Origin of the sequence: Isoptericola sp. NPDC056605 (genome assembly GCF_042792795.1) — a bacterium.
In the GTDB taxonomy this organism is placed as follows: Bacteria; Actinomycetota; Actinomycetes; order Actinomycetales; family Cellulomonadaceae; genus Isoptericola.
In genome coordinates, this window is the sequence record NZ_JBHTVT010000003.1 from 247,084 (window position 1) to 268,796 (window position 21,713).

General features: G+C 74.2%; 18 protein-coding genes. 7 read left to right on the top strand and 11 right to left on the bottom strand.

Annotated features, from left to right (window positions below):
- Window positions 1-99: 99 nt before the first annotated feature.
- Both ACFQ8Y_RS05360 and ACFQ8Y_RS05365 read left to right on the top strand, forming a co-directional pair.
- Window positions 100-2,190 (top strand): beta-galactosidase, encoded by a 2,091-nt coding sequence (locus tag ACFQ8Y_RS05360; protein WP_430584832.1) that lies wholly within the window; start codon window positions 100-102, stop codon window positions 2,188-2,190.
- A gap of 137 nt (window positions 2,191-2,327) precedes the next feature.
- Window positions 2,328-3,917, top strand: coding sequence for an arabinogalactan endo-beta-1,4-galactanase (locus tag ACFQ8Y_RS05365; protein ID WP_430584833.1), 1,590 nt, complete (start codon window positions 2,328-2,330; stop codon window positions 3,915-3,917).
- 18 nt (window positions 3,918-3,935) lie between these two features.
- On the opposite strand, the gene ACFQ8Y_RS05370 is transcribed toward ACFQ8Y_RS05365, so the two are convergent.
- Together ACFQ8Y_RS05370 and ACFQ8Y_RS05375 are read right to left on the bottom strand one after the other, a co-directional pair.
- Complete coding sequence (locus tag ACFQ8Y_RS05370) at window positions 3,936-5,243, bottom strand: serine hydrolase domain-containing protein (protein WP_430584834.1); 1,308 nt, start codon at window positions 5,241-5,243, stop codon at window positions 3,936-3,938.
- Between the two features lie 224 nt (window positions 5,244-5,467).
- Window positions 5,468-6,454 (bottom strand): hypothetical protein, encoded by a 987-nt coding sequence (locus tag ACFQ8Y_RS05375; RefSeq protein ID WP_430584835.1) that lies wholly within the window; start codon window positions 6,452-6,454, stop codon window positions 5,468-5,470.
- A gap of 121 nt (window positions 6,455-6,575) precedes the next feature.
- On the opposite strand from ACFQ8Y_RS05375, the gene ACFQ8Y_RS05380 reads away from it, so the two are divergent.
- A complete protein-coding gene (locus ACFQ8Y_RS05380) occupies window positions 6,576-7,787 on the top strand; it encodes an MFS transporter (protein ID WP_430550991.1) in 1,212 nt (403 codons plus the stop codon).
- A 28-nt stretch (window positions 7,788-7,815) separates the two neighbouring features.
- Window positions 7,816-8,211 carry a YchJ family protein gene (locus ACFQ8Y_RS05385; protein WP_430584836.1) on the top strand — a complete coding sequence of 132 codons (396 nt, stop codon included), beginning with the start codon at window positions 7,816-7,818 and terminating at the stop codon, window positions 8,209-8,211.
- On the opposite strand, the gene ACFQ8Y_RS05390 is transcribed toward ACFQ8Y_RS05385, so the two are convergent.
- From ACFQ8Y_RS05390 to ACFQ8Y_RS05425, 8 genes are all read right to left on the bottom strand, one after another.
- Entirely contained in the window at window positions 8,184-9,581 is a 1,398-nt protein-coding gene (locus ACFQ8Y_RS05390; RefSeq protein WP_430563078.1) for a nucleobase:cation symporter-2 family protein, read from the bottom strand. The two genes, ACFQ8Y_RS05385 and ACFQ8Y_RS05390, sit on opposite strands and share 28 nt — an antisense overlap.
- Window positions 9,582-9,700: 119 nt before the next feature.
- Entirely contained in the window at window positions 9,701-11,791 is a 2,091-nt protein-coding gene (locus tag ACFQ8Y_RS05395) for a beta-galactosidase (protein ID WP_430584837.1), read from the bottom strand.
- 115 nt (window positions 11,792-11,906) lie between these two features.
- Entirely contained in the window at window positions 11,907-12,683 is a 777-nt protein-coding gene (locus tag ACFQ8Y_RS05400; RefSeq protein WP_430584838.1) for a glycerophosphodiester phosphodiesterase, read from the bottom strand.
- Window positions 12,680-14,032 carry an ABC transporter substrate-binding protein gene (locus ACFQ8Y_RS05405; RefSeq protein ID WP_430584839.1) on the bottom strand — a complete coding sequence of 451 codons (1,353 nt, stop codon included), beginning with the start codon at window positions 14,030-14,032 and terminating at the stop codon, window positions 12,680-12,682. The genes ACFQ8Y_RS05400 and ACFQ8Y_RS05405 overlap by 4 nt, the downstream gene beginning before the upstream one ends.
- Before the next feature lie 47 nt (window positions 14,033-14,079).
- Window positions 14,080-14,946 (bottom strand): carbohydrate ABC transporter permease, encoded by an 867-nt coding sequence (locus ACFQ8Y_RS05410; protein WP_430550985.1) that lies wholly within the window; start codon window positions 14,944-14,946, stop codon window positions 14,080-14,082.
- Entirely contained in the window at window positions 14,943-15,938 is a 996-nt protein-coding gene (locus tag ACFQ8Y_RS05415) for a carbohydrate ABC transporter permease (RefSeq protein WP_430584840.1), read from the bottom strand. The genes ACFQ8Y_RS05410 and ACFQ8Y_RS05415 overlap by 4 nt, the downstream gene beginning before the upstream one ends.
- A 161-nt stretch (window positions 15,939-16,099) precedes the next feature.
- A complete protein-coding gene (locus tag ACFQ8Y_RS05420; RefSeq protein WP_430584841.1) occupies window positions 16,100-17,005 on the bottom strand; it encodes an oxygenase MpaB family protein in 906 nt (301 codons plus the stop codon).
- Between the two features lie 15 nt (window positions 17,006-17,020).
- Window positions 17,021-17,404: a DUF4440 domain-containing protein gene (locus tag ACFQ8Y_RS05425; RefSeq protein WP_430550969.1), complete on the bottom strand. Its 384-nt coding sequence runs from the start codon at window positions 17,402-17,404 to the stop codon at window positions 17,021-17,023.
- A 240-nt stretch (window positions 17,405-17,644) separates the two neighbouring features.
- Between ACFQ8Y_RS05425 and ACFQ8Y_RS05430 the strand changes: the two genes are divergently transcribed.
- Together ACFQ8Y_RS05430 and ACFQ8Y_RS05435 are read left to right on the top strand one after the other, a co-directional pair.
- A complete protein-coding gene (locus tag ACFQ8Y_RS05430; protein ID WP_430584842.1) occupies window positions 17,645-18,550 on the top strand; it encodes an HNH endonuclease in 906 nt (301 codons plus the stop codon).
- 213 nt (window positions 18,551-18,763) lie between these two features.
- Window positions 18,764-19,600 carry an MBL fold metallo-hydrolase gene (locus ACFQ8Y_RS05435; protein ID WP_430563097.1) on the top strand — a complete coding sequence of 279 codons (837 nt, stop codon included), beginning with the start codon at window positions 18,764-18,766 and terminating at the stop codon, window positions 19,598-19,600.
- Here the strand turns inward: ACFQ8Y_RS05435 and ACFQ8Y_RS05440 are convergent.
- On the bottom strand, window positions 19,597-20,721 hold the full coding sequence (locus ACFQ8Y_RS05440; protein ID WP_430550963.1) for an FAD-dependent oxidoreductase: 1,125 nt from the start codon (window positions 20,719-20,721) through the stop codon (window positions 19,597-19,599). The two genes, ACFQ8Y_RS05435 and ACFQ8Y_RS05440, sit on opposite strands and share 4 nt — an antisense overlap.
- Before the next feature lie 152 nt (window positions 20,722-20,873).
- On the opposite strand from ACFQ8Y_RS05440, the gene ACFQ8Y_RS05445 reads away from it, so the two are divergent.
- Window positions 20,874-21,707 carry a sulfurtransferase gene (locus ACFQ8Y_RS05445; protein ID WP_430584843.1) on the top strand — a complete coding sequence of 278 codons (834 nt, stop codon included), beginning with the start codon at window positions 20,874-20,876 and terminating at the stop codon, window positions 21,705-21,707.
- The last annotated feature ends 6 nt before the right edge of the window (window positions 21,708-21,713 follow it).

A 21,713-nucleotide genomic window follows, 5' to 3' on the forward strand; every position in this document is an offset into this window, starting at 1 on the left:
ACTTCAGGTTTCGTGGTGTTACCTAGTCGTTGCCCGGTCACGAAGACTGTGACCGGGCACAGCACGCCGAGCACAGCACCGACGCGAGGAGCCTCTCCCATGCCCGACGCCACGCCCCTCGACCTGCCGGGCGGCGCCCCCACCCGGACCGCGCCTCTCCGCCCCGGCCCGGACTTCGACGGCTGGCTGCCGGGCATCGACGAGATCTCCTACGGCGGCGACTACAACCCGGAGCAGTGGCCGGAGGAGGTGTGGGCGCAGGACGTCGCCCTCATGCAGGAGGCCGGCGTCACCCTGGTGAGCGTCGGGATCTGGAGCTGGGCGCTGCTCGAACCGCGGGAGGGCGAGTACGACTTCGGCTGGCTCGACCGGCTGCTCGACCTGCTGCACTCGGGCGGCATCCGCGTGGACCTCGGCACCCCGACCGCGTCGCCGCCGGCATGGTTCTTCCGCACCTACCCGGACTCGCGCGTCGTGACGCGCGACGGCACCGTGCTGGAGTTCGGCTCGCGCGGCGCCGCCGCGCCGTCGTCGCCCGCCTACCGTCGCGCCGCGACCCGGATCGCCGGCGCGCTGGCGGAGCGCTACGCCACCCACCCCGCCGTCGTGCTCTGGCACGTGCACAACGAGTACGGCGCACCCGTCTCCGACGACTACTCCGACCACGCGCAGCGCGCCTGGCGCCTGTGGCTGCGTGCCCGGTACGGCACGCTGGACGCGCTCAACGCCGCCTGGGGCACGCGCTTCTGGGGCCAGGTGTACGGCGAGTGGGAGCACGTCGTCGCGCCGTCGGCCACGCCGACCGTCGCGAACCCGGCGATGCGCCTCGACTACGCACGGTTCACCGACGCGATGCTGCGCGAGTGCTTCGTGGCCGAGCGCGACGCGATCCGCGCGCACTCCGACGTCCCGATCACCACCAACTTCATGGCGACGGCGTGCCCCTCGACCGACCTGTGGGCCTGGGGCCGCGAGGTCGACGTCGTCTCCGACGACCACTACCTCACCGCCGCCGACCCGCGCGGCCACGTCGGCCTGGCGATGGCCGCCGACCTCACCCGGTCGGTCGCGGGCGGCAAGCCCTGGCTGCTCCTGGAGCACTCCAGCTCGGCCGTGAACTGGCAGCCCCGCAACGTGGCCAAGCGGCCCGGCGAGGAGCGGCGCAACGCCCTGTCGCACCTGGGCCGCGGCGCCGACGGCATCCTGTTCTTCCAGTGGCGGGCCTCGCGCAGCGGCGCGGAGAAGTTCCACTCGGCGATGCTCCCCCACGCCGGCACGGGCAGCCGCGTGTTCCGCGAGGTGTGCGCGCTCGGCGCCGAGCTCGGCCGCCTCGGCGAGGTGCGCGGGTCGCGCGTGCGCGCCGACGTCGCGCTGCTGTGGGACTACGAGTCGCACTGGGCGCAGGACCTCGAGTGGCGGCCCAGCGTCGACGCGTCGCACCGCGAGCGCACCGAGGCGTTCTACGACCGGCTGTGGCGCGACGGGCTCACCGTCGACATGGCGCACCCGGAGCAGGACCTGTCCGGCTACCGCCTCGTCGTCGCACCGGCGTCGTACCTGCTCACGGCGGCCGCGGCCGACAACCTCACCCGGTACGTCGAGGGCGGCGGCACGCTGCTGGTCAGCTACTTCAGCGCCGTCGTGGACGAGCACGACCGCGTGCACGAGGGTGGCTACGGCGCGCCGCTGCGCCGCGCGCTCGGCCTCACCGTCGAGGAGTTCCTGCCGCTGCGGGAGGGCGAGACGCTCGGCGTCGTCGGCCTGTCCGACGGCGCGCTGACCGGCGACGTGTGGGCCGACGACCTCGCGCTCGACGGCGCGGACGTCGTCGCCACGTACGACGGCGGCCCTCGGCCCGGCGCCGCGGCGGTCACGCGGAACCCCCTCGGCGCGGGGACCGGCTGGTACGTCTCGACGCGCCTGGACGTCGACGCCCTCGCGCCCCTCATGGCCCGCGTGTACGACGACGCGGGGCTCGCACCCACCGGCCTGCCCGCGGAGCTCGAGGTCGTGCGCAGGCACGGGGACGGCGCCGTGTTCACCGTCGTGCTCAACCACGCCGACGCCGACGCCAAGCTGCCCGACGTCGCGCCCGGCTCCACCGACCTGCTCACCGGGGAGGACGTCGCAGGCTTCGTCGTCGTCCCCGCCGGCGGGGCGCGCGTGCTGCGCACGCCCGTCCCGCACTGACCCGCGATCTGTCAGGGCGAGCGCGGGGCATACCCCGCGCTCGTCCTGACAGATCGGGGCCCACAGGAGCTGTCAGGGCACGCGCCCGGCACACCGGGCGCTGATCCTGACGGCTCGCCCGACGCGAAAGGACGATGATGTCGCACCGCACCCGCACGATCGCCACGAGCCTGCTCGCCGCCGCCCTCGCGGCCGCCCTCGCCTCGCCGGCGGGGGCCGCGCCCGGCGGCCGGTCCGCCGTCGAGCCCACGAACGCAGGGTTCTCCGGCCTGGACGGCTGGACCGTCACCGGCGACGCGTCCGCCGCGACGACGGAGGCCGGGGGCCGCACCGGCGACCGGCTGACGCACTGGTCGGACACGCCCTACGAGGTCACGACGTCCCAGCGCCTCGGCCGCCTGGGGACGGGCTGGTGGACGGCGAGCGCCTGGGTGAAGTCCGGCGGGCTGGACACCTCGACGCTGTCCCTGACCTGCGCGGGCGGCACGTCCGGCACGGTCACCCTGCCGCAGTCGCTGCAGGACGACGCGTGGGTGCGCGTCGCCGTCTCCGCGAAGAGCCGCGGCGGCGACTGCACGCTCGCCGTCGCGACGTCGGACGACGCGGGCGGCGCGTGGGCGGGCGTCGACGACGTCGCCGTCGAGCGCGGCCGGGTGACGCGCGACGTGCGCGGCGGCGACCTCTCCGGCCTGGCGAAGAACGAGGACCACGGCGCCGCGTACGCCGACGTCGACGGCACGCCCGGCGACCCGGTCGAGATCCTCGCCGCCCACGGCATGAACCTCGGCCGCCTCAAGGTGTGGGTCGACCCGGCCGACGGCTACAACGAGGTGACGCACGTCGTCGAGACGGCGCGACGGATCCAGGCCGCCGGCATGGACGTCATGGTCGACTTCCACTACTCCGACCGGTGGACCGACCCGGGGGCGCAGGGCGTGCCGGCCGCGTGGGCGGGGTCGAGCGTCGCCGCGATGACCGACCGGCTCGCCGCGCACACCCGCGAGGTGATGGCCGCCCTCGTCGACGCGGGCGTCGACGTCGCGTACGCGCAGGTGGGCAACGAGATCAACCCCGGCATGCTGTGGCCGTACGGCCAGACATGGGACGTCGACCCGGACGACGGCGTCGCCGACGCGCAGTGGGACGCCCTCGCTGGCTTCCTCACCGCCGGCCACGACGCGGTGAAGGCCGTCTCGCCGTCGACGCGGACGATCCTGCACCTGACGAACATCAACAACGGCGTCGACTCGCTCACCTGGTGGTTCGACGAGGTCACCGCGCGCGACGTACCGTTCGACGTCGTCGGGCTGAGCTACTACGGCTACTGGCACGGGTCGCTCGCCGACCTGCAGGGGGCCGTCAGCACCCTGTCCGCGCGCTACGACCGCGACGTCATGGTGGTCGAGACGGCGTACCCGTTCACGCTCGAGGACGACGACCCGGCCTGGGAGAACGTCATCGCGTCCGAGGACCAGCTCGTCGACGGCTACCCCGCCACGCCCGAGGGCCAGGCGGCGGCGTTCCGCGCCGTGCAGGACACGGTCGCCGCCGCCCCCGGCGGTCGCGGCCTCGGCGCCGTCTACTGGGAGCCGGCCTGGACGGCCGTCGAGGGCAACGGCTGGGACCCGGAGGACCCGGCGTCCGGCAACGCGTGGGAGAACCAGGCGATGTTCGACCACGACGGGCGCCTGCTCGCGCCCGTCGCGGCCGAGCTCGCCGCCGACTGACCGACGTCGTACGGCGGGTCAGCAGGTCGCGAGCAGCGCGGGCACCAGGGCGGTGCCGAGGTCGGACTCCAGCGACGTCAGGTCGCGGCCGGTCAGGGCCACGGTCACCTGGCGCTCGGCGTCCGGCGAGGTCAGCGTGATGCTGAGCGTGCCGAACGACGCGCCGTCGTGCCCGTACAGCCATGCGCCCTCCTCGCACGGGTCGGGCAGGCGGTACACGCCGAGCCCGTAGTCGGGCAGCACCTGGCTGCCGACGGTGCGCGGCGTGAGGACGTCCGTCACGGTCTCCGGCTCGAGCAGGTCGCCCGTCACCAGCGCCTCGGTGAACCGCTGCAGGTCCTCCGTGGTGCTGGTGACGGCGCCGGCCGAACCGAACAGGCTGGGGTCGAAGCCGTCGAGGCCGTACCAGCCGGCGCCGAGGTCGCCCGTGTACGCGGCCTCGCGCAGGAACGGGCCCCGGTAACCCGGGTCGTCGGGGTACGCGGAGTGCCGCATCCCGGCGGGCTTGAAGACGCGCTTCTCCAGCAGGCGCTCGACGTCCTGCCCGGTGGCGTGCTCCAGCGCGAGGCCCAGCAGCACGTAACCGGCGTTGGAGTACGAGGCGTCGGTGCCGGGCTCGAACAGCCACGGCTGGTCGTCCATCGCGGCGAGGTGGTCCGCCGTCGTGTACTCCTCGCCGAGGACGTCGAAGAACTCGTCGTAGTCCTCCGGGTCGGTCATCCGGCTGGCGGTGAGTGCGGCGAGGTGGTCGGGCAGACCCGAGCGGTGCGTGAGCAGCAGCTCCAGCGTCACGTCGTCCTCGTACGCGTCGGGGACGACGACGGCCGCCTCGGGCACGACGTCGACCACCGGGGTGTCGAGCGACCACGTGCCCTGCTCGACCTCCTGGAGCACGAGCGTCGAGACCATCATCTTGGTGTTGCTCGCCGCGCGGAACCGGTCCTGCGGCCGCGCCGGCCCGTGCCCGTCCAGGCGGCGCGTGCCGTCCGCGCCGGTCCAGTGCAGGCCCGGGGCGTCGACCCGGCCGACGACGCCGATCGGGACGCCCGCCGCCGTGTCCGCGAGCGCCTGGTCGAGAGCGTCGGTCACGGCGTCGGCCCGTCCCGACGCCTCGCTCGGCGCGCTGAACGTCCTCGCGCGAGCCTGGCGCTCCGCCTGCGCGACGGCGTCGGCCACCGCCTGCGCGACGGACGAGCGGTCCTCGTCGAGAGCCGCCGACGGCGAAGGGCCTGGCGGCTCGTCCGCCCCCGCGGGCAGCGCGCCGAGGCCCAGTGCGAGCGCGGCGACGGTCGTGACGGTCAGGGGCGTGCGCATGCGGCGGCGCATGGTGTCTCCTTCGTCCTCGGTGTCGGTGCACCCACCCTCGCAGGGCGGGCCGCCCGGGCGGATCCGTCGGGCGACGGAGATCCGCCGTCGTCGCCTCCGCCGTCCGCCGGACGCCGAGGTGGTACTACCTCGGCCGGGTCCGAACTACCTCGGCAGGGTCCGAACTACCTCGGCAGGGTCCGAACTACCTCGGCAGGGTCGGTACTACCTCGGCAGGGTCCGAACTACCTCGGCGTCTGCGGGACTACCTCGGCGAGGCGGGCGGCGGCCTCGTCGCGGCGGCGGGTGGCATCGGCCAGGGTGCGCTCGGCGCGCTGGCGGGCGACGACGGCGCCGCGCAGCTCGGCGTCGACGGCCGCGGCCTCGTCGTCCAGCTCGGCGAGGCGACGACGGACGGCGTCGCGCTCGGCGTCGGTGCGGTGCGCGACGCCCTCGATGCGGCCCACCTCCGCGGCCGCCGCGCTGCCGGCGTCGCGCGCGGCGGCGACGTCGTCCTCCGCGTCGGCGAGCTCCTGCTCCGCCTCCTGCCGGGCCGCCTCCTGCGCGGCCTGCTCCTCGGCCGCCGCGTCGTCGTCCTTCCTCGACGGGCCCCGTCGCCGGCGGCCGCCGCGCCCCCCGCCCGGCAGGTCGGGCACCGCGTGCAGGTGCCGCGACGGCGCGCCGTCGTCGTCGACGGGCGCGATGCCGAGCGCGTCGGGGACGGCGACGGCGGACGCGACGTCGGCCCGCCCGATGCCGGTGGCCTGCAGCGGCCCGACCAGCAGCCCGCCGCGGACGGCGCGGCCGGCGTCGGCGTCGATCATCGCGGCGGTGAGCGTGGCCTCCACCTGCGCCAGGACCGCGCCCGAGACGGTCGCGCCGGTCTCGACGGCGAGCGATCGCGCCCGCGCGGCGACCGCGGCGACGAGCAGCCGCCGCTGGCGCGTGAGCTCGCGCAGGCGCTTGCCGTCGAGGTCGTCCTGCGCCTCGCGGAACGCGGCGCCGAGCTCGACCACCTGCTCCACCTGCGCGGCGTCGGCGCGCGCGAGGAGGTTGACCACCCAGGCCGCCGTCGACGGCTTGCGCAGCCGCTTCACCCGGTCGGCCGCCTCGTCCTCGCCGTCGGCGCGCAGGGCGGCGGCGCGCGCGTCGCGCGCGGGGACGAATGCCGCCGGCTCGAGGGCGTAGAGCTCCCCGGCGACGTCGGTCAGCAGCTCCGCCAGCGTGGGCACCCTCCGAGAATCCGGAACGCCGCCGCCCACCGCAACCCCACCCGCGCGAGCTGTCAGGACCAGGTCACGGTATTCATGCTCCTGGTCCCGACGACTCGCGCCTACGATCGTCTCGATCCCCATGACCGAGAACCTTCCCCACGCGCCGGCGTCCGCCATCACGCCCCCTGTCGACGAGCGTCGCGCCACGATCATCCTGGTCGCGATGGCGCTGTCGACGTTCCTGTTCGTCACCGTCGAGTCGCTGCCGTCCGGACTGCTCACGCTCATGGCCCCCGACCTGGGCCGGTCGACGTCCGAGATCGGCCTGCTCGTCACGGCCTACGCGCTGGTGGTGCTGGTCACGACGGTGCCGCTGGCGCACTGGGCACGACGCGTGCCGCGCCGGTGGGTGCTGTCCGCGTGCGCGGGCGTGGCCGCCGTCGCGACGCTGTGGGCCGCGCTCGCCCCCAGCTACGAGCAGCTGCTGGCCGCCCGCCTCGTGACGGCGACGGCGCAGGCCCTGTTCTGGGCGGCCGTGGTGCCCGCGACGACCGGGCTGTTCCGGCCCGTGGTGCGCGGCAGGGTGATGACGCGCCTCGCCCTCGGCAACTCGCTCGCCCCCGTGCTCGGCGTGCCGGCGGGGACGTGGCTCGGCGAGCACACCTCGTGGCGGTGGACGTTCGCCGCCGTCGCGGTCCTGTCGCTCGTGGTGACGTTCGTCGTGCTGGCGCTGTTCCCCACGATGGCGCCGTCCGAGGGCGGCGCCAGCCGGGCGCCGCACCCCAGCCGGCGCCGGTTCGGGTTCCAGATGGTCACGACCGGCCTGGTGCTGACCGGCGCGTTCGGCGTCATCACGTTCGTCACGCAGTACTTCATCGAGGTCACCGGCTTCGCGCAGTCGGACATGGCCCGGCTGCTGCTCCTGCAGGGCGCGGCGGGCGTGATCGGCACGATCGTCGTGGGCCGGTTCATCGACGCCCGACCCGTGGCGGTGCTGCTGGTGGCGCTCGCCGTGCTCACCGCGGCCCTGCTGGGCCTGTGGGCGTTCGGCGAGCAGCCGGTCGCCGCCGTCGCGTCCCTGGCGCTCTTCGGTTTCTCGTTCTCCTGCGTGCCACCCGCCCTGTCGCACCGCGTGATGCTCGTGGCCCCTGGTTCGACCAACATGGGGGTGGCCATCTCCTCGTCCATGTTCAACGTGGGCATCGCGGCCGGTTCCGGGCTGGGTGCGGCGCTGGTCGCCGCCGTCGACGTGCGCGTCGTGCCGCTCGCGAGCGCCGTCGTCGTGCTGCTGGCGCTGCTCGTCGCCCTCGGCGAGGAGCGGTTCAACCCGCGCCTGCCCGGCGCGCACTGACCCGACGCACCGACCCCCAGGAGGACCCGTGCTCGACGACGACCGCTGCCCCTGCGGCTCCGGCGACACCTACGGCGCGTGCTGCGGGCCGCTGCTGCGCGGCGACCGGCCCGCCCCCACCGCGGAGGCGCTGATGCGCTCGCGCTACACCGCGTTCGCCGTCGGTGACGCCGCCTACCTGCGCGCCACGTGGCACCCGCGCACGCGCCCGCCGTCGCTGGAGCTCGACGACGACCAGCGGTGGCGGCGCCTCGTCGTGCTCGCCACCCACGCCGGGGGCCCGTTCGACGACGGCGGCGAGGTGGAGTTCGTGGCGCAGTACGCGCAGGCGGCCACGGGTGAGCGTGGCCGCCTGCACGAGGTGAGCCGGTTCGTCCGCGAGGACGGCCGCTGGTTCTACGTGGACGGCGACGTCGGGGCCTGAGCCGCGGCCGGCTCCAGCTCGGCGTCGGGCGCCGGATCGGGCACCGGGTCGGGCGCCGGGTCCGGCGACCGCCGGAGCTGGTCGCCGTTGAGCAGCAGGTTGAGCAGGATGGCGCTGATCGCGCCGGCGCTGATGCCGGAGTCGAAGATCAGCTGGAACCACGTGGGGAACTCCGCGTAGATCTCCGGGCGCACGGTGGGCAGCATGGCGACCCCGAGGGACACCGCGACGACGAGGATGTTCTTGCTGGTGAACGTCACCTTGGTGAGCGACCGGATGCCGGACGCCGCGACCATGCCGAACAGCGCGATCCCCGCGCCGCCGAGCACGGCGCTGGGCACGCCCTCGACCACCGCGCCGACCTTGGGCACCAGGCCCAGGACGACGAGGATGCCGCCGGCCATCGTCGCGACGTAGCGCGACGCGACCCCCGTGAGGCTGACGAGGCCCACGTTCTGCGCGAACGCGGTGTACGGGAAGGTGTTGAACAGGCCGCCGATCATGGTGGACAGCCCGTCGGCGCGCAGCCCGTCGCCGAGGCGCTGCTTGGTCACCGGGCGCCCGGTGATCTCGCCGACGGCGATCATGTCGCCCGTCGTCTCCGTCATGATCACGAGGCCCACGACCAGCATGGACACCACGGCCGCGAGCGGAAACGTCGGGAGGCCGAAGTGGAACGGCGTCACGACGGCGAACCAGCCGGCCTCGCCCACGCCTGACCAGTCGACCTTGCCCATCGGCAGCGCGGCGAGCGTGCCGAGGGCGAGGCCCAGCAGCACCGAGAGGCGCGCGAGCGCGGGTGGCGCGAACCGCTCGACCAGCACGATGAACAGCAGCGTCCCGGCCGCGAGCGCCAGGTCGGACGGCGCGGCCGTCTCGCCGTTGTTCGTGATCCAGCCGGCGGCGACGTCCATGAGCGAGACGCCGATGATGAGGATGACCGTGCCCGTGACGATCGGCGGGAAGAACCGCAGCAGCGCCGAGAAGAACGGTGCGACGAGGATCATGAAGAGGCCGCACGCGATGGTGGCACCGAAGACGGCGGTGATGTCGTAGGTGGTGCCGATGGTGATCATCGGGCCGACGGCGGCGAACGTCACGCCCTGCATGAGCGGCAGCCGCACCCCGAACCGCCAGAACCCGAGGGACTGGATGATCGACGCGATCCCCGCCACGAACAGGTCGGCGCTGATGAGGAACGCCAGGTCCTGGGCGGAGTAGCCGAGCGCGCCGCCCACGATGAGCGGCACCGCCACCGCCCCGGCGTACATCGCGAGCACGTGCTGCAGCCCGAGCGGGAACAGCCGCGCGAACCGTGGCACCTGGTCGACCGGGTGCCTCTCGGTGGTGCTGGGTGATGCGTCGGACATCGGTCGTCCCCTTCCGTCACCGGGCGCCTGGACGGCGCGTCGGGACGACGGTAGGGAGCGACGGTTTCCGTGGGATCAAACAGCGTTTCCGGGAGGTGACATCTTCTCGGATGAACCTTTCACGGTCGGCCGGTGGCGAGGACGACGACGTCGTACGGCGCGAGCGGGAGGGTCGCGGAGCCGTCGTGCCGCGCGCCGGTGAGCAGGTCGGTGAGCACGTCGGTGGGCACGTCGGTGGGCACGGTCGCGTCGCGCACGGCGGCGGGGCCCACCGCCCGAGCCGCGGCGAGATCGAGCGTCGCCGCGCGGTCGGCGTGGTTGATCGCGACGAGGACGCCGCCGCGCCACACGGTCTCGACGCCGGGTCCCTGCCCGCCGAGGGGCACCCCCGCGTCGTCCAGCGCGGCGCGCAGCACGTCACCGAGGCCGCCGGCGGGCCCGGCGAGCGCGGTCCCGACGTACCAGGTGCGGCCCGACCCGTGGGCGTGCCGGGCGACGGCGACGCAGCCGGCCAAGGGTCCGTCGTCGTAGGTGGCGAGCACGTCCGCGCCGTCGGACCGCGTGCGCTCGCCGAGGGTCGCCGCCGTGCCGCGGAGGCCCTCCACCCCCGCCCCGGACCACGCGACCGCGCTGCCGCCGTCGGGCAGCGGCACCCACTCCTCCGCGGAGACGCCGAGCACGTGCCGCAGCGGCGCGGGCGAGCGCCCGGCGTGCAGGTGCGACAGCCCGTCCGCGACCCCGCCGAACGGGCCCCACACAAGGTGGCCGCCGCCCGCGACGTACGCGTCGAGGCGGGCCGCGGAGTCGTTGTCGAGCACGTACTGGGCGGGGGCGAGCACGAGGTCGTAGTCGTGCAGCGCGACGTCCGCGCGGTCCGCGGGCACGACGTCGGCCACGACGCCCAGCCGCCACAGCTCGCGGTGCCAGGCCTGCAGGGTGGCGAGGGGGTCGAGGCGCGCCGTCGGGAGCGCGACCTGGGTGGCGGCCCACCAGGACGTCCAGTCCCACAGGAGCGCGACGCGGCGGTGGACGGGCTCGCCGACGAGGCCCCGCAGGGCGCGCAGCTCGGCTCCCAGGCTCCGGACCCCCTGGTGCACGGCCGTGTCGGCACCCGCGACCGGCAGCATCGCGGAGTGGAAGCGCTCGGGGCCGGAGCGCGCCTGGCGCCACTGGAAGAACAGGGCGCCGTCGCAGCCGTGCGCGAGCGCCTGGAGCACCTCGGTGCGCAGCCGCTCGGGCGACTTGGTGAGGTTGTGCTCGCGCCAGCTCACCGCGCTCGCCGCCTGCTCCATGCGCAGCCACGACCCGCCGCCCGCCAGCCCGCGGGCCAGGTGGTTGACGAGCGCCGCGTCCGCGGCGGCGTCGGGCGAGGCCGGGTCCGGGTAGGCGTCGTCGGCGACGACGTCGAGGTCGGCGCGCCAGTCGTGCGGGTCGATGCCGCCGAAGAACCCCATGAGGTTGGTGGTGACGGGGCGGTCGCGGTCGTGCCGCCGCACGACCGCCTTCTGCTCGCGGTAGAGGTCGAGCAGCAGGTCGGAGCCGAAGCGGCGGAAGTCGAGCTCCTGCGCCGGGTTGTGGTGGTACGGCGCGACGCGCGGCGGCAGGATCTCGGCCCAGTCGCCGTACTCCTGCGACCAGACGGCGGTGGCCCACGCGGCGTTGAGGTCGTCGAGCGTGCCGTACCGGGCGCGCAGCCAGTCGCGGAACCGCTCGGCGCAGCGGTCGCAGAAGCAGACCTGGCCGTACTCGTTGCCCGCGTGCCACATCCGGACGGCCGGGTGGCGGGCGTACCGGGCGGCGACCTGCTCGGCGATCGCCACCGCGGCGGTCCGGTAGGCGTCCGAGGACGGGCAGAACTGGTTGCGCGACCCGTAGCTCAGCACCGTGCCGTCGGCCGTCGTGGGCAGCGACTCCGGGTGCCGGTGGCCCAGCCACGGCGGCGGGGAGGCGACGGGGGTGGCGAGGTCGACGGCGATGCCGGCGTCGTGCAGCAGGTCGAGCACCTCGTCCAGCCAGGCGAAGCGGTACTCCCCCGGACGCGGCTCGAGGTGCGACCAGCTGAAGACGCCGACCGTGACGAGGTTGACCCCCGCCTCCCGCATGAGCGCGACGTCCTCCCGCCACACCTCGCGGTCCCACTGCTCGGGGTTGTAGTCCCCGCCGTACAGGATGCCCAGCTCGTCCGTGAGCCGTGCCAGACCACCCGCCATGCCGCGATACCCCCGTGGACCGTCGAAGCGCTTCGATGCGCGCTCCAGCCTACCCACCCACGAGTTGTCAGGACCAGCGCCACGTATACCCGGCGCTCGCCCTGACAACTCGTGATCAGCCGACCCGGCCGGCGAGCCAGCCCGCGAGGCGGTCGGGGCGGTCGGTGATGATCTCGTCCACGCCGAGCGCGACGGCGGCGGCCCAGTGCTCGGGCTCGTTCAGCGTCCAGACGGCGGTGGCGAGGCCGGCGTCGTGCAGCCGTGCGACGACGCCCGGGTCGTCGCGCAGCACGGTGCCCTGCGGGTTGCACATGACGACGTCGAGCTCGCGGCAGCGCTCGACCAGGTCGTCGCGGGCGGCGGTGACGAGCAGGCCGCGACGCAGACCCGGGTCGGCGTCCCGCAGCGCGGCCACCGTCTCGGGCCAGAAGCTCTGCGCCACGGTGCGGGCGGCGAGGCCCGCCTCGCGCAGCGGCCCGGTGACCCGGCGCACCTCCTGCACCGACCAGGCGCCCTTGACCTCGAGCAGCAGGTCCAGGCGCGGACGGACGCGCAGCAGGTCGATCACCTCGGCGAACGTCGGCACCCGCTGCCCCGCGTACGCGGGCGAGAACCACGACCCGGCGTCGAGCAGCCGCACCTCGCGCAGCTCGAGGTCCGTCAGCTTGCCGCTGCCGTTGGTCGTCGCGTCGACGGTGTCGTCGTGCAGGACGACGACCTCGCCGTCCACGGTGAGACGGACGTCGATCTCGAGCGAGTCCGCCCCCGCGCGCGCGGCGGCCTCGAACGCCGCGAGCGTGTTCTGCGGCGCGACGGCGCTGTTGCCGCGGTGCGCGACGACGCGCGGCCGGAGCGTGCCGTCGGCCTCGCTCAGCCCTGCCGTGCCCGTCACAGGTACGGCTCCACGTTCTCGGTGTACGCCGTCTCGATGCGCGGCGCGATGGCCTCGAACGCCGCCTTCGGGTCGGCGTCCTCGATGACGATCTGCTCCAGCGCCTCGTTGAGCAGCGCGTCGGCGCCCGGCACGAAGACGCGGACGTCGTCCTGCACGCGGGCCTTGTCGGCGAGCTGGTCGACGGCGGTGCGGAACTGCGGCGTCTGCTCGTAGGTCTGCTTCATCGCGTCGCTCTCGACGGCGGACGTGCGCACCGGCATGTAGCCCGTGGCCTGGGAGAACGTCGCCGTGTTCTCGGTGTTCGTGAGGAACTCGAGGAACATCGCCGCCGCGAGCTGCTGCTCCGGCGTCTTCGACGACGGGATCGCGAGGCCGGTGCCGCCGGTCGGGGTGCCGCCGCCCTTCGGGCCGTCCGGCAGGTAGGCCGTGCCGACCTCGAACGACGCGGCGTCGAGCGCGCCCTTGAGCGAGCCGGTCGAGCCGATCGTCGAGGCGATCAGGCCGGACGAGAAGTCCGCCATCGCGTCGTCGGCGGAGAGCGTCGCGACGCCCGAGCCGTGGAACAGGTCGCGCACGAACTCGCCGCCCGCGACCGCCTCCGGGGTGTCGAGCGTGAGGTCGAAGCCGTCGGAGTAGGCGCCGTCCTGCCCCCAGATCATGTTCTCGAACCACCACGCGCCCCAGGACGGGCCGGTCGAGAGGCCGAAGGTCGAGCCGCCCTTCGGCACCTCGTCCTTCAGCTTCGCGTCCCACCCGACGAGCTCGTCCCAGGTCTCGGGGCCCCGGTCGGGCAGGCCGGCCTTCGTCCACAGGTCCTTGTTGTAGTAGAAGAGCGGCGTGCTGCGGGCGTACGGCACCGCCCAGTGCTGGTCGTCGTACTCGTAGTCCGCGTAGAGGGCGGGCTGGAAGTCCTCCGCGTCGGCGTCGAGGAACTCCATGACGTCGTCCACGGGCATGATCTGGTCGTTCAGGTGGTACCGGAACCACCACACGTCGGACGCGATGACGAGGTCCGGCAGCTCGTCCGTCTGCGAGGCGGCCTGGAAGCGCTGGGCGACCTCGTCGTAGTCGGCGCCGGCGGTCACGAGGTCGACCTCGATGCCGGACTCCGCGGTGAAGTCGTCGATGAGCTGCTGCTCGAGCTCCTGCGACTGGCCCGGGTGGTTGCTCCACCAGGTGATCTCCTGGGCGGGCTCCACCTGGGACCAGTCGACGGCCTCGGCCGACGCGTCGTCGGTCGCGGTGGCGCCGACGCTCGGGCCGCCGCAGGCGGTGAGGGTGAGGGCCGAGACCGCGGCGAGCGCCGCGACGGCGGTGCGGGTGCGGCGGGCAGGACGGTGGGACACACGTGCTCCTTGGTTCGGGGTGGTGCGGGGGTGGAGGTCGCGGGCGCTCAGCCCGTGACGGCGCCCGCGGTCAGTCCGGCGACGAGCCGTCGCTGGAGGATCAGGAAGACGAGCAGGATGGGCAGCGTCACGACGACCGTCGCGGCCAGCAGCACGCCCCAGTTCGACATGCCGTCGGTGTTCTGCAGCAGCGTGAGGCCGACGGGGAGCGTCATCTTGTCGGCGTGGTCGACGACGAGGAACGGCCACAGGTAGTCGTTCCACTCGGTCACGACGGAGACCAGCGCGACCGCCGCGAGGGTCGGCGTGCTCATCGGCACGACGAACTTCCACAGCTTGCGCCAGTGCCCGGCGCCGTCGAGCTCGGCCGCCTCGAGGATGGACGCCGGCAGCGTGAGGAAGTGCTGCCGGAACAGGAACGTGCCGAACGCGCTGGCCAGGCCGGGCACGAGGATGCCCTGGTAGGTGTTGAGCCAGCCCAGGCTCGCCACCAGCGTGTAGTTGGGGATGATCGTGATCTGCGGCGGGATCATCAGCGTCGCGATGACCAGCCCGAACACGAGCTTCTTGAACGGGAAGTCGAGGAAGACCAGCGCGTACGCGCAGGCCAGGCCGAGCGCGACCTTGAGGCCCGCGCCGACGACGGTCAGGCCGATGCTGTTCGCCAGCAGCCGGCCGAGCGGGATCGCGCCCGCCGCCTGCGCGTAGTTGTCGAGGCTCGGCGACCCGGGCAGCCACTGCAGCGGCACCTGGTAGAGCTCTTCGGGCGTCTTGAGGCTCGCGAGGAGCAGCCAGACCAGCGGCAGGCCGAGCACGACGGTCGCGAAGAGCATCGTCACGTAGCCGCCGACCTGCGGCGACCGTCGTCGTGCCGGGCGTCCGGGGATCCGCCGGTCGAGCGTGACCGCGCTCATGCGTAGTGCACCTTCCGCTGGACGTACCGCATCTGCACCGCGGTGACGGCGAGCAGCACGAGGAACAGGACGGTGGCGACGGCGGACGCGTACCCGGCGCGGCCGTTCACGAAGCTCTCCTCGTAGATCGAGTACATGAGCGTCGTCGTGGAACCCAGGGGGCCGCCCTGGGTCATCGCCTTGATGATGTCGAACGACTGGAGCGACGCGAGCATCATCGTCACCAGCAGGAAGAACGTGGTCGGCGTGAGCAGCGGCAGCACGATCGAGCGCAGCGTGCGGGCGGGTGACGCGCCGTCGAGCGCGGCGGCGTCGCGCAGGTCCTGCGGCACGGCCTGGAGGCCGGCCAGGTAGATGAGGGCGACGTACCCGAGGCTCTTCCACAGGTAGACGACGATCACCATGACCAGCGGCCACGGGCGCGCCGTGTACCAGGCGGGCGAGTCGAGGCCGACCCAGCCGAGCAGCTCCTGGACCAGGCCGTAGCGCGGGTCGAACATGAACAGCCACAGGATGCCGACGGCGAAGCCGCTCAGCACGTAGGGGGCGAACGCGACCGTGCGCGCGACGCCGCGGCCCCGCAGCCGCCGGTTCAGCAGCAGCGCGAGGCCCAGGCCCAGCACCATCGCGCCGCCGACGGTCGTGACGGTGAAGACGAGCGTCGTGGTGACGATCCGGCCCGTGGTCGGCGCGGTGAACCACTCGACGTAGTTCCCGAGGCCGACGAAGCGGGCGGCGGGAGAGCCGAGGTTCCACTGCAGCGTCGAGAGGTACAGGCTCTCCAGCAGCGGGCGGTAGACGAAGACGAGGATGAGGGCGACGTTCGGGCCCGCGAGCAGCAGCGCCCACAGCAGGGCGTTCCGCCGACGGCGGGCGCCGAGCCGGCTGCGCGTGCGGGTGGCGGCGGGTGGTGGGCCTGCGGGCGGGGTGCCCGCCCGGGCCGACGGGGCGTCCGGGAGGCCGGACGGCCGTGGGGTCACGACGGTGGTCACAGCCGCGACTCTAGGAACCGCCCTGTCCGAGATGTCCGGATGAGTCGGGGCGCCGACGAAGCGTTCGGGCAACGTTCATCGGCGCTGTCCCCGCAGGTCACCAGCGCTCCCGGCCCGTCACGCGGGCGTCGGCCGGACGTCAGCCGGGCGACAGGCAGGCGTCAGCCGGGCGTCGCCGCGGGGACACCTGCGCGCGGGTAGGCCCGGGTCTTCTCCGAGGTGCCCATCCCCCACCGCACGGCGCGGGTGGCGAGCGCGCCCGCCGGGCCGCCGAGGGAGCGATGGAACCAGGTGTCGACGTCGAGCTCGTCCCGCGCCCACGCGGGGAGGGTCGAGACCGCGCCGGCGACGAGCAGCGCGTACGGCGGGCGGGCCGCGCGCGGCAGCGGCGGTTCGCGCAGCAGGAAGCGGACCGTGTCGAGCGCGGCCGGCGACGCCTCCAGCTCCGGCCGGTACGCCTCGATCGTCTCGCGCAGCTCGGCCACCGTCCCGGGTACGACGACGGCGCCCAGCGCCCGCGCGACGCGCGCGACCTGCCCCACGTACTCGTCCGCCTCGACCGCCGTGAGCGGCCGCTCCCCGAACCGCTGGTGCGCGGTGAGGAACGAGTCCGCCTCCGCGGCGTGCACCCAGGTCAGCAGGTGCGGGTCGCCCGCTCGGTAGGGCCGCCCGTCCGGCGCCTTGCCGCGCACGCGGTCGTGCACCGACCGGACGCGGTCGATCGCGGCCTGCGCGTCGTCGGCGGTGCCGAACGTCGTCGTCGCGAGGAACGTCGCCGTCCGCTCCAGCCGGCCCCACGGGTCGCCGCGGTAGCCCGAGTGCCCCGCCACGCCCGCCATCGCCAGCGGGTGCAGCGACTGCAGCAGCAGGGCCCGCAGCCCGCCGACGAACATGGACGCGTCCGCGTGCACCCGCCCGACCGGGCCGTCCGGCGGGAACCATCGCGGACCCGGGGTCAGGTGGATCCGGTCGCGCGAGGCCTCCGCCTCCGGGCCCGCGACCTTCTCGAACAGCGCGTCACCCAGCCGCAGCCGCAGCCGCTCCACCGGGTTCGTCGCCGTCGTCATGCCGTCAGTATCCGCTCACGCGTCCATCGGCGTGAGCACGGCGATGCGCCACCCGTCGTCCGTGCGCACGAGCTGGTACACGAACCGTTCGGTGCCCTCGCCGGGCCCGTCGTGGTGCCACGTCACGTCGGCCCACACGCTGTGCGTCGTGGCAGCCGCGACCCGCACGTCCGACGTCATACCCGTGACGCCCTCGTACTGGCTCCACGACGACCCGAAGAACTGCTCCGTCTGCGCGCGGCTCGTCACCGGCAGCGACTGCCCCGGAAACAGGATCAGGGCCGGTACCGCGTACAGGTCCGCGACCGCCGCCTCGTCACGGTCCAGCAGCGCCTGCCGGTAGCGGTCGAAGAACTCCGCGGCCACGGCGTCCGGTGCGTCCGTGCGGTCGGTGGTCATGGCGTCACCTCTCTGCGTCTCTGCTCGGTCGGCATGTCGACCGTACGCGCGACAACCGACGCGCCGCCCGCCCCGCCGTGGACGACCGCACGAGGCACTGGCTGCACGACCGCGTCGATCACCATCCCTCGGGCGCCGGATCATCGGCTGACGCGGACCGTCGGGTGAATTCCTCCGCCACCAGGAGAGTTGCTCCCGCGAACTCTTGCGGCTGAGTCGGCGCGATGGTGAGCTCCTCGCGTGGAGTCGGCGGTCGAGGCGGAGCTGCGCAGGCAGATCATGGCGTGGGTCGGCGAGCGGGCGGAGGCCAACGGCGGCTTCCTGCGGCGCGACGAGCTGCTCGACTTCCACCTCGACGGCGAGAAGCTGCCCGTCATCGACTACTCGCGCGGTATCCGCAATCCGGCGTCGTTCGGCTCGACGCTCTCGATCGTGAGTACGCCCGGTCGATATCACGACAGCGAGATGTCCGAGGATGGACTGCTCCGTTACGCCTACCGCAAGGGCGACCCCTGGTCGGGCGACAATCGCAAGCTCCGCCAAGCGATATCCACCGGCATGCCGCTCATCCTGTTCCGCAAGGAGATCCCGAACGTCTACACGCCGGTCTTCCCGGTGTACGTCGTCGACGACGAGCCCGAGAACCGGCAGTTCCTCATCGCCCTCGACGAGGCATTCCGTTTCATCCACGACCCCGCGCACCTGACCGCGCCCCAGCGGGAGTACGCCGTCCGGCTCGCGAAGCAGCGCCTGCACCAGCCGGCGTTTCGCACCCGCGTGCTCGTCGCCTACGAGACCAGGTGCGCGATCTGCGAGCTGAAGCACGGCGCCCTGCTCGACGCCGCCCACATCGTGCCGGACGGGCACGAGCTCGGCGCGCCGACGGTGACCAACGGTCTTGCGCTGTGCAAGATCCACCACGCCGCGTACGACCAGAACATGCTCGGCGTGACGCCGGACTACGAAGTACGCATCTCGTTCGGACTCCTCGAGGAGGTCGACGGGCCGATGCTGAAGCACGGCCTGCAGGAGATGCACGGGCGGCGGCTGACCTTGCCGAGACGGCGCGGCGACCGTCCCGATCGCGATCACCTGGCCTGGCGGTACGAGCGCTTCGACGCGGCAGCGTCGCAGGTCACGACGTGATGCCCGTCGTCGGGCACCAGATCGCCGCCGGAGGCTATGGCCCAAGGTCCGGGGACGGCCGGGCGCAGCAATGAGTTTCGCCCCGTCCGTCGGTCACCACCGACACGCGGGACGTCCGGCCGGGCCGTCGCCGCGGCAACCGGACAGGAGACCGACCATGGCCACCACGATCCTGGACACCGTGCCGTCGGTCGACGGCCCTGGGCTGACGCCGTGCTGACGCGGGTCGCGGACGGTGTGTGGGCGCACCAGAGCGGGCTGCTCCAGAACAACGCGGTGGTGGTGCGAGGCCCGAGCGGCGTGCTCCTCGTCGATCCCGGGCTCACCCACGACGAGATGGCGTGCCTCGCGCACGACCTCCGCGACCTGGGCGAGCCGGTGGTGGCGGGGTTCGCGACGCATCCCGACTGGGACCACGTGCTCTGGCACGCCGAGCTCGGCGACGCGCCCCGCTACGGCACGGCCCGCTGCGCGGCCGAGCTGCGACGCCTGCTGTCGGACCCGGGCTGGGAGGCACGCGTCGTCGAGGGTCTGCCGCCCGAGATCGCGGACGACGTGCCGCTGGACGGGTACGGCCTCGTCACCGGCCTGCCGGACGGGGCGACGCGGATCCCGTGGGACGGCCCGCACGTCCGGGTCATCGAGCACCCGGCGCACTCCCCCGGCCATGCGGCACTGCTGATCGAGGAGCGCCGCGTCCTCGTGGCCGGCGACATGCTCTCGGACGTCTTCGTCCCGATGCTCGACGTCTTCGACGACACCAACGACCCGATCACCGACTACCTCCGCGGGCTGGAGCTCCTGGAACGGGTGGCCGGCGACGTCGACGCCGTGGTCCCGGGGCACGGGTCCGTCGGCGGGGCGGACCAGCTGCGTGCGCGGATCGCGCAGGACCGCGCGTACCTGCACGACTTGCGGGACGGCCGCGCTCCCGACGACCCGCGGATCGGCCCGAGGGCCAAGCCCGGCTGGGAGTGGGTGAGCGACATCCACGAAGGGCAGGCCCGGAGCGTCGCCCAGCGACGCGAGGCCGGCGGGTCGCGCGGCTAGCGCGCGGCGGCGTCGGACGCCGTGGCGTCGAGGTAGCGCACGATCCGGTTGACGGCGTCCCGGCCGGCGCGGTTGGCGCCGATGGTGGAGGCGGACGGCCCGTAGCCGATGAGATGGACGCGCGGTTCGCCGTCGACCTGCGTGCCGTCCATGCGGATGCCTCCGCCCGCGGTGCGCAGGTGCAGCGGCCGCAGGTGGTCGAGGGCGGCGCGGAAGCCGGTGTTCCAGAAGATGACGTCGACGGGGACCAGCTCGCCGTCGGGCGTGACGACGCCGTCGGGCTCGATCCGGGTGAACATGGGACGCCGGTGGAGCACGCCGCGCGTCTCGGCTGCCCGCAGCGACGGTGTCTTGATCAGGCCGGTGACGGACACGACGCTCAGCGGCGGCAGGCCCTCGCGGACCCGGTCGGCGACCATCGCCACCGCGCGCGAGCCGTCCTCGGGGTCGAACGAGTCGCGCCACACGGGCTCCCGGCGCGTGAACCAGAACGTCTCCGCCACGTGCGAGACCTCCTCCAGCAGCTGCACCGCGGAGATCCCGCCGCCGACGACGGCGACGCGCTGCCCGGCGAAGTCCTCCGCCCGCACGTAGTCGGCGGTGTGCAGCTGACGGCCGCGGAACGTCTCCTGCCCCGGGTAGGCGGGCCAGAACGGCTTCGACCACGTGCCCGTCGCGTTGACGATCGCCCGCGCGGCGACGACGCCGGACCCGCCGCCACCCTCCCAGCGGACGAGCAGCCCGCCGTCGTCCTCCTCCTCGACGCGGCGCACGCGCACCGGTCGGACGACGGCGAGGCCCAGCTCGTGCTCGTAGTCGCCGAAGTAGGCGGGCAGCACGTCGACGCTCGCCGCCTCCGGCTCCACGTCGGGCTGCTCGATGCCGGGCAGGTCGTGGATGCCGTTCACCGTGCTCATCCGCAGCGAGCGCCAGCGGTGCCGCCACGCTCCGCCGGGCCCGTCCTCGGCGTCGAGCACGAGGGAGGTGCGCTCGCCGGTCTCCGCGCCGACCGCGGGCACGAATCCTCGCCGCCGCAGGTGATACGCCGCGGACAGACCGGCCTGCCCCGCGCCGATCACGACGACGTCCGCAGCCTGCGGCAGGTCCTCGGTCGTCGTCACGTGTCCCAGAACGCGCCGCACGCGACCAGGATTCCGGGTGGCTGCGGTCGCCCGTGTCTCGCCATGCGGGAGGGCGCCGGGGCAGGCGTGACCGCCGCCGACGCGGGCGCTAGACAAGCCCCGGCCACGCCCCCGACACGGATGGACTCCCCATGACCGTCGTTCCCCCGCCCGTCGTCACCGCCGACGAGCTCCGCACCGCGATCGGGGACGGGTCCACCGTCGTCGTCGAGGTGCGCCGCGACGGCACGGCCCCGACGCCCGGCGATGGCGCTCGCATCCCCGGCGCGCACGCCGTCGACCTCGCCGAGCTCACCGGCGTGGTGCGGCCCGGCACGGGCGCGACCCCGCTGCCCGACGCCGCGCAGGTCCGCGCCCTCGTCGAGCGGTGGGGCGTGCACGACGCCAGCACGGTCGTCGTCGCCACCGCCGACCACCCGTCCACGGCCACGCGCGCGTGGTGGGTGCTCCGCTGGGCCGGCCTGGCGGACGTCCGCTTCCTCGACGGCGGCCGCGCCGCCTGGGTCGCGGCCGGGGGCGCGCTCACCACGGAGCGCCCCGCGGAGGGTGGCGGCACCGCGACCGTCACGCTCGGTGCGCTGCCGACGGTCGGCTCCGACACCGCCGCCGACGCCGCGCGCCGGGGCCGGCTCGTCGACGCGCGGGGCGCGGAGGCGCACGCCGGCGCGCCCGACGACGGCGACGGGGCGCGCACCGGCCACGTCCCGGGGGCGGTGAGCCTGCCGGCGGCCGGGGCGCTGCGCGGCGGCGGGCTCGCCGACGAGGCGACGCTCCGCGCCCGGTACGCGCCCTACCTGGACACGGCACCGGCGGGCGAGGCGCCGCTCGTCGCGTCGTGCGGCAGCGGCGTGGCGGCGACGGTCGACGTGCTCGCCCTCGCGGTGCTGGGCGTGACCGTGCCGCTGTACCCGGGGTCGTTCACCGGCTGGGTCTCCGAGGGCCGTCCGGTCGCGAAGGGCGCCTGAGGTCCA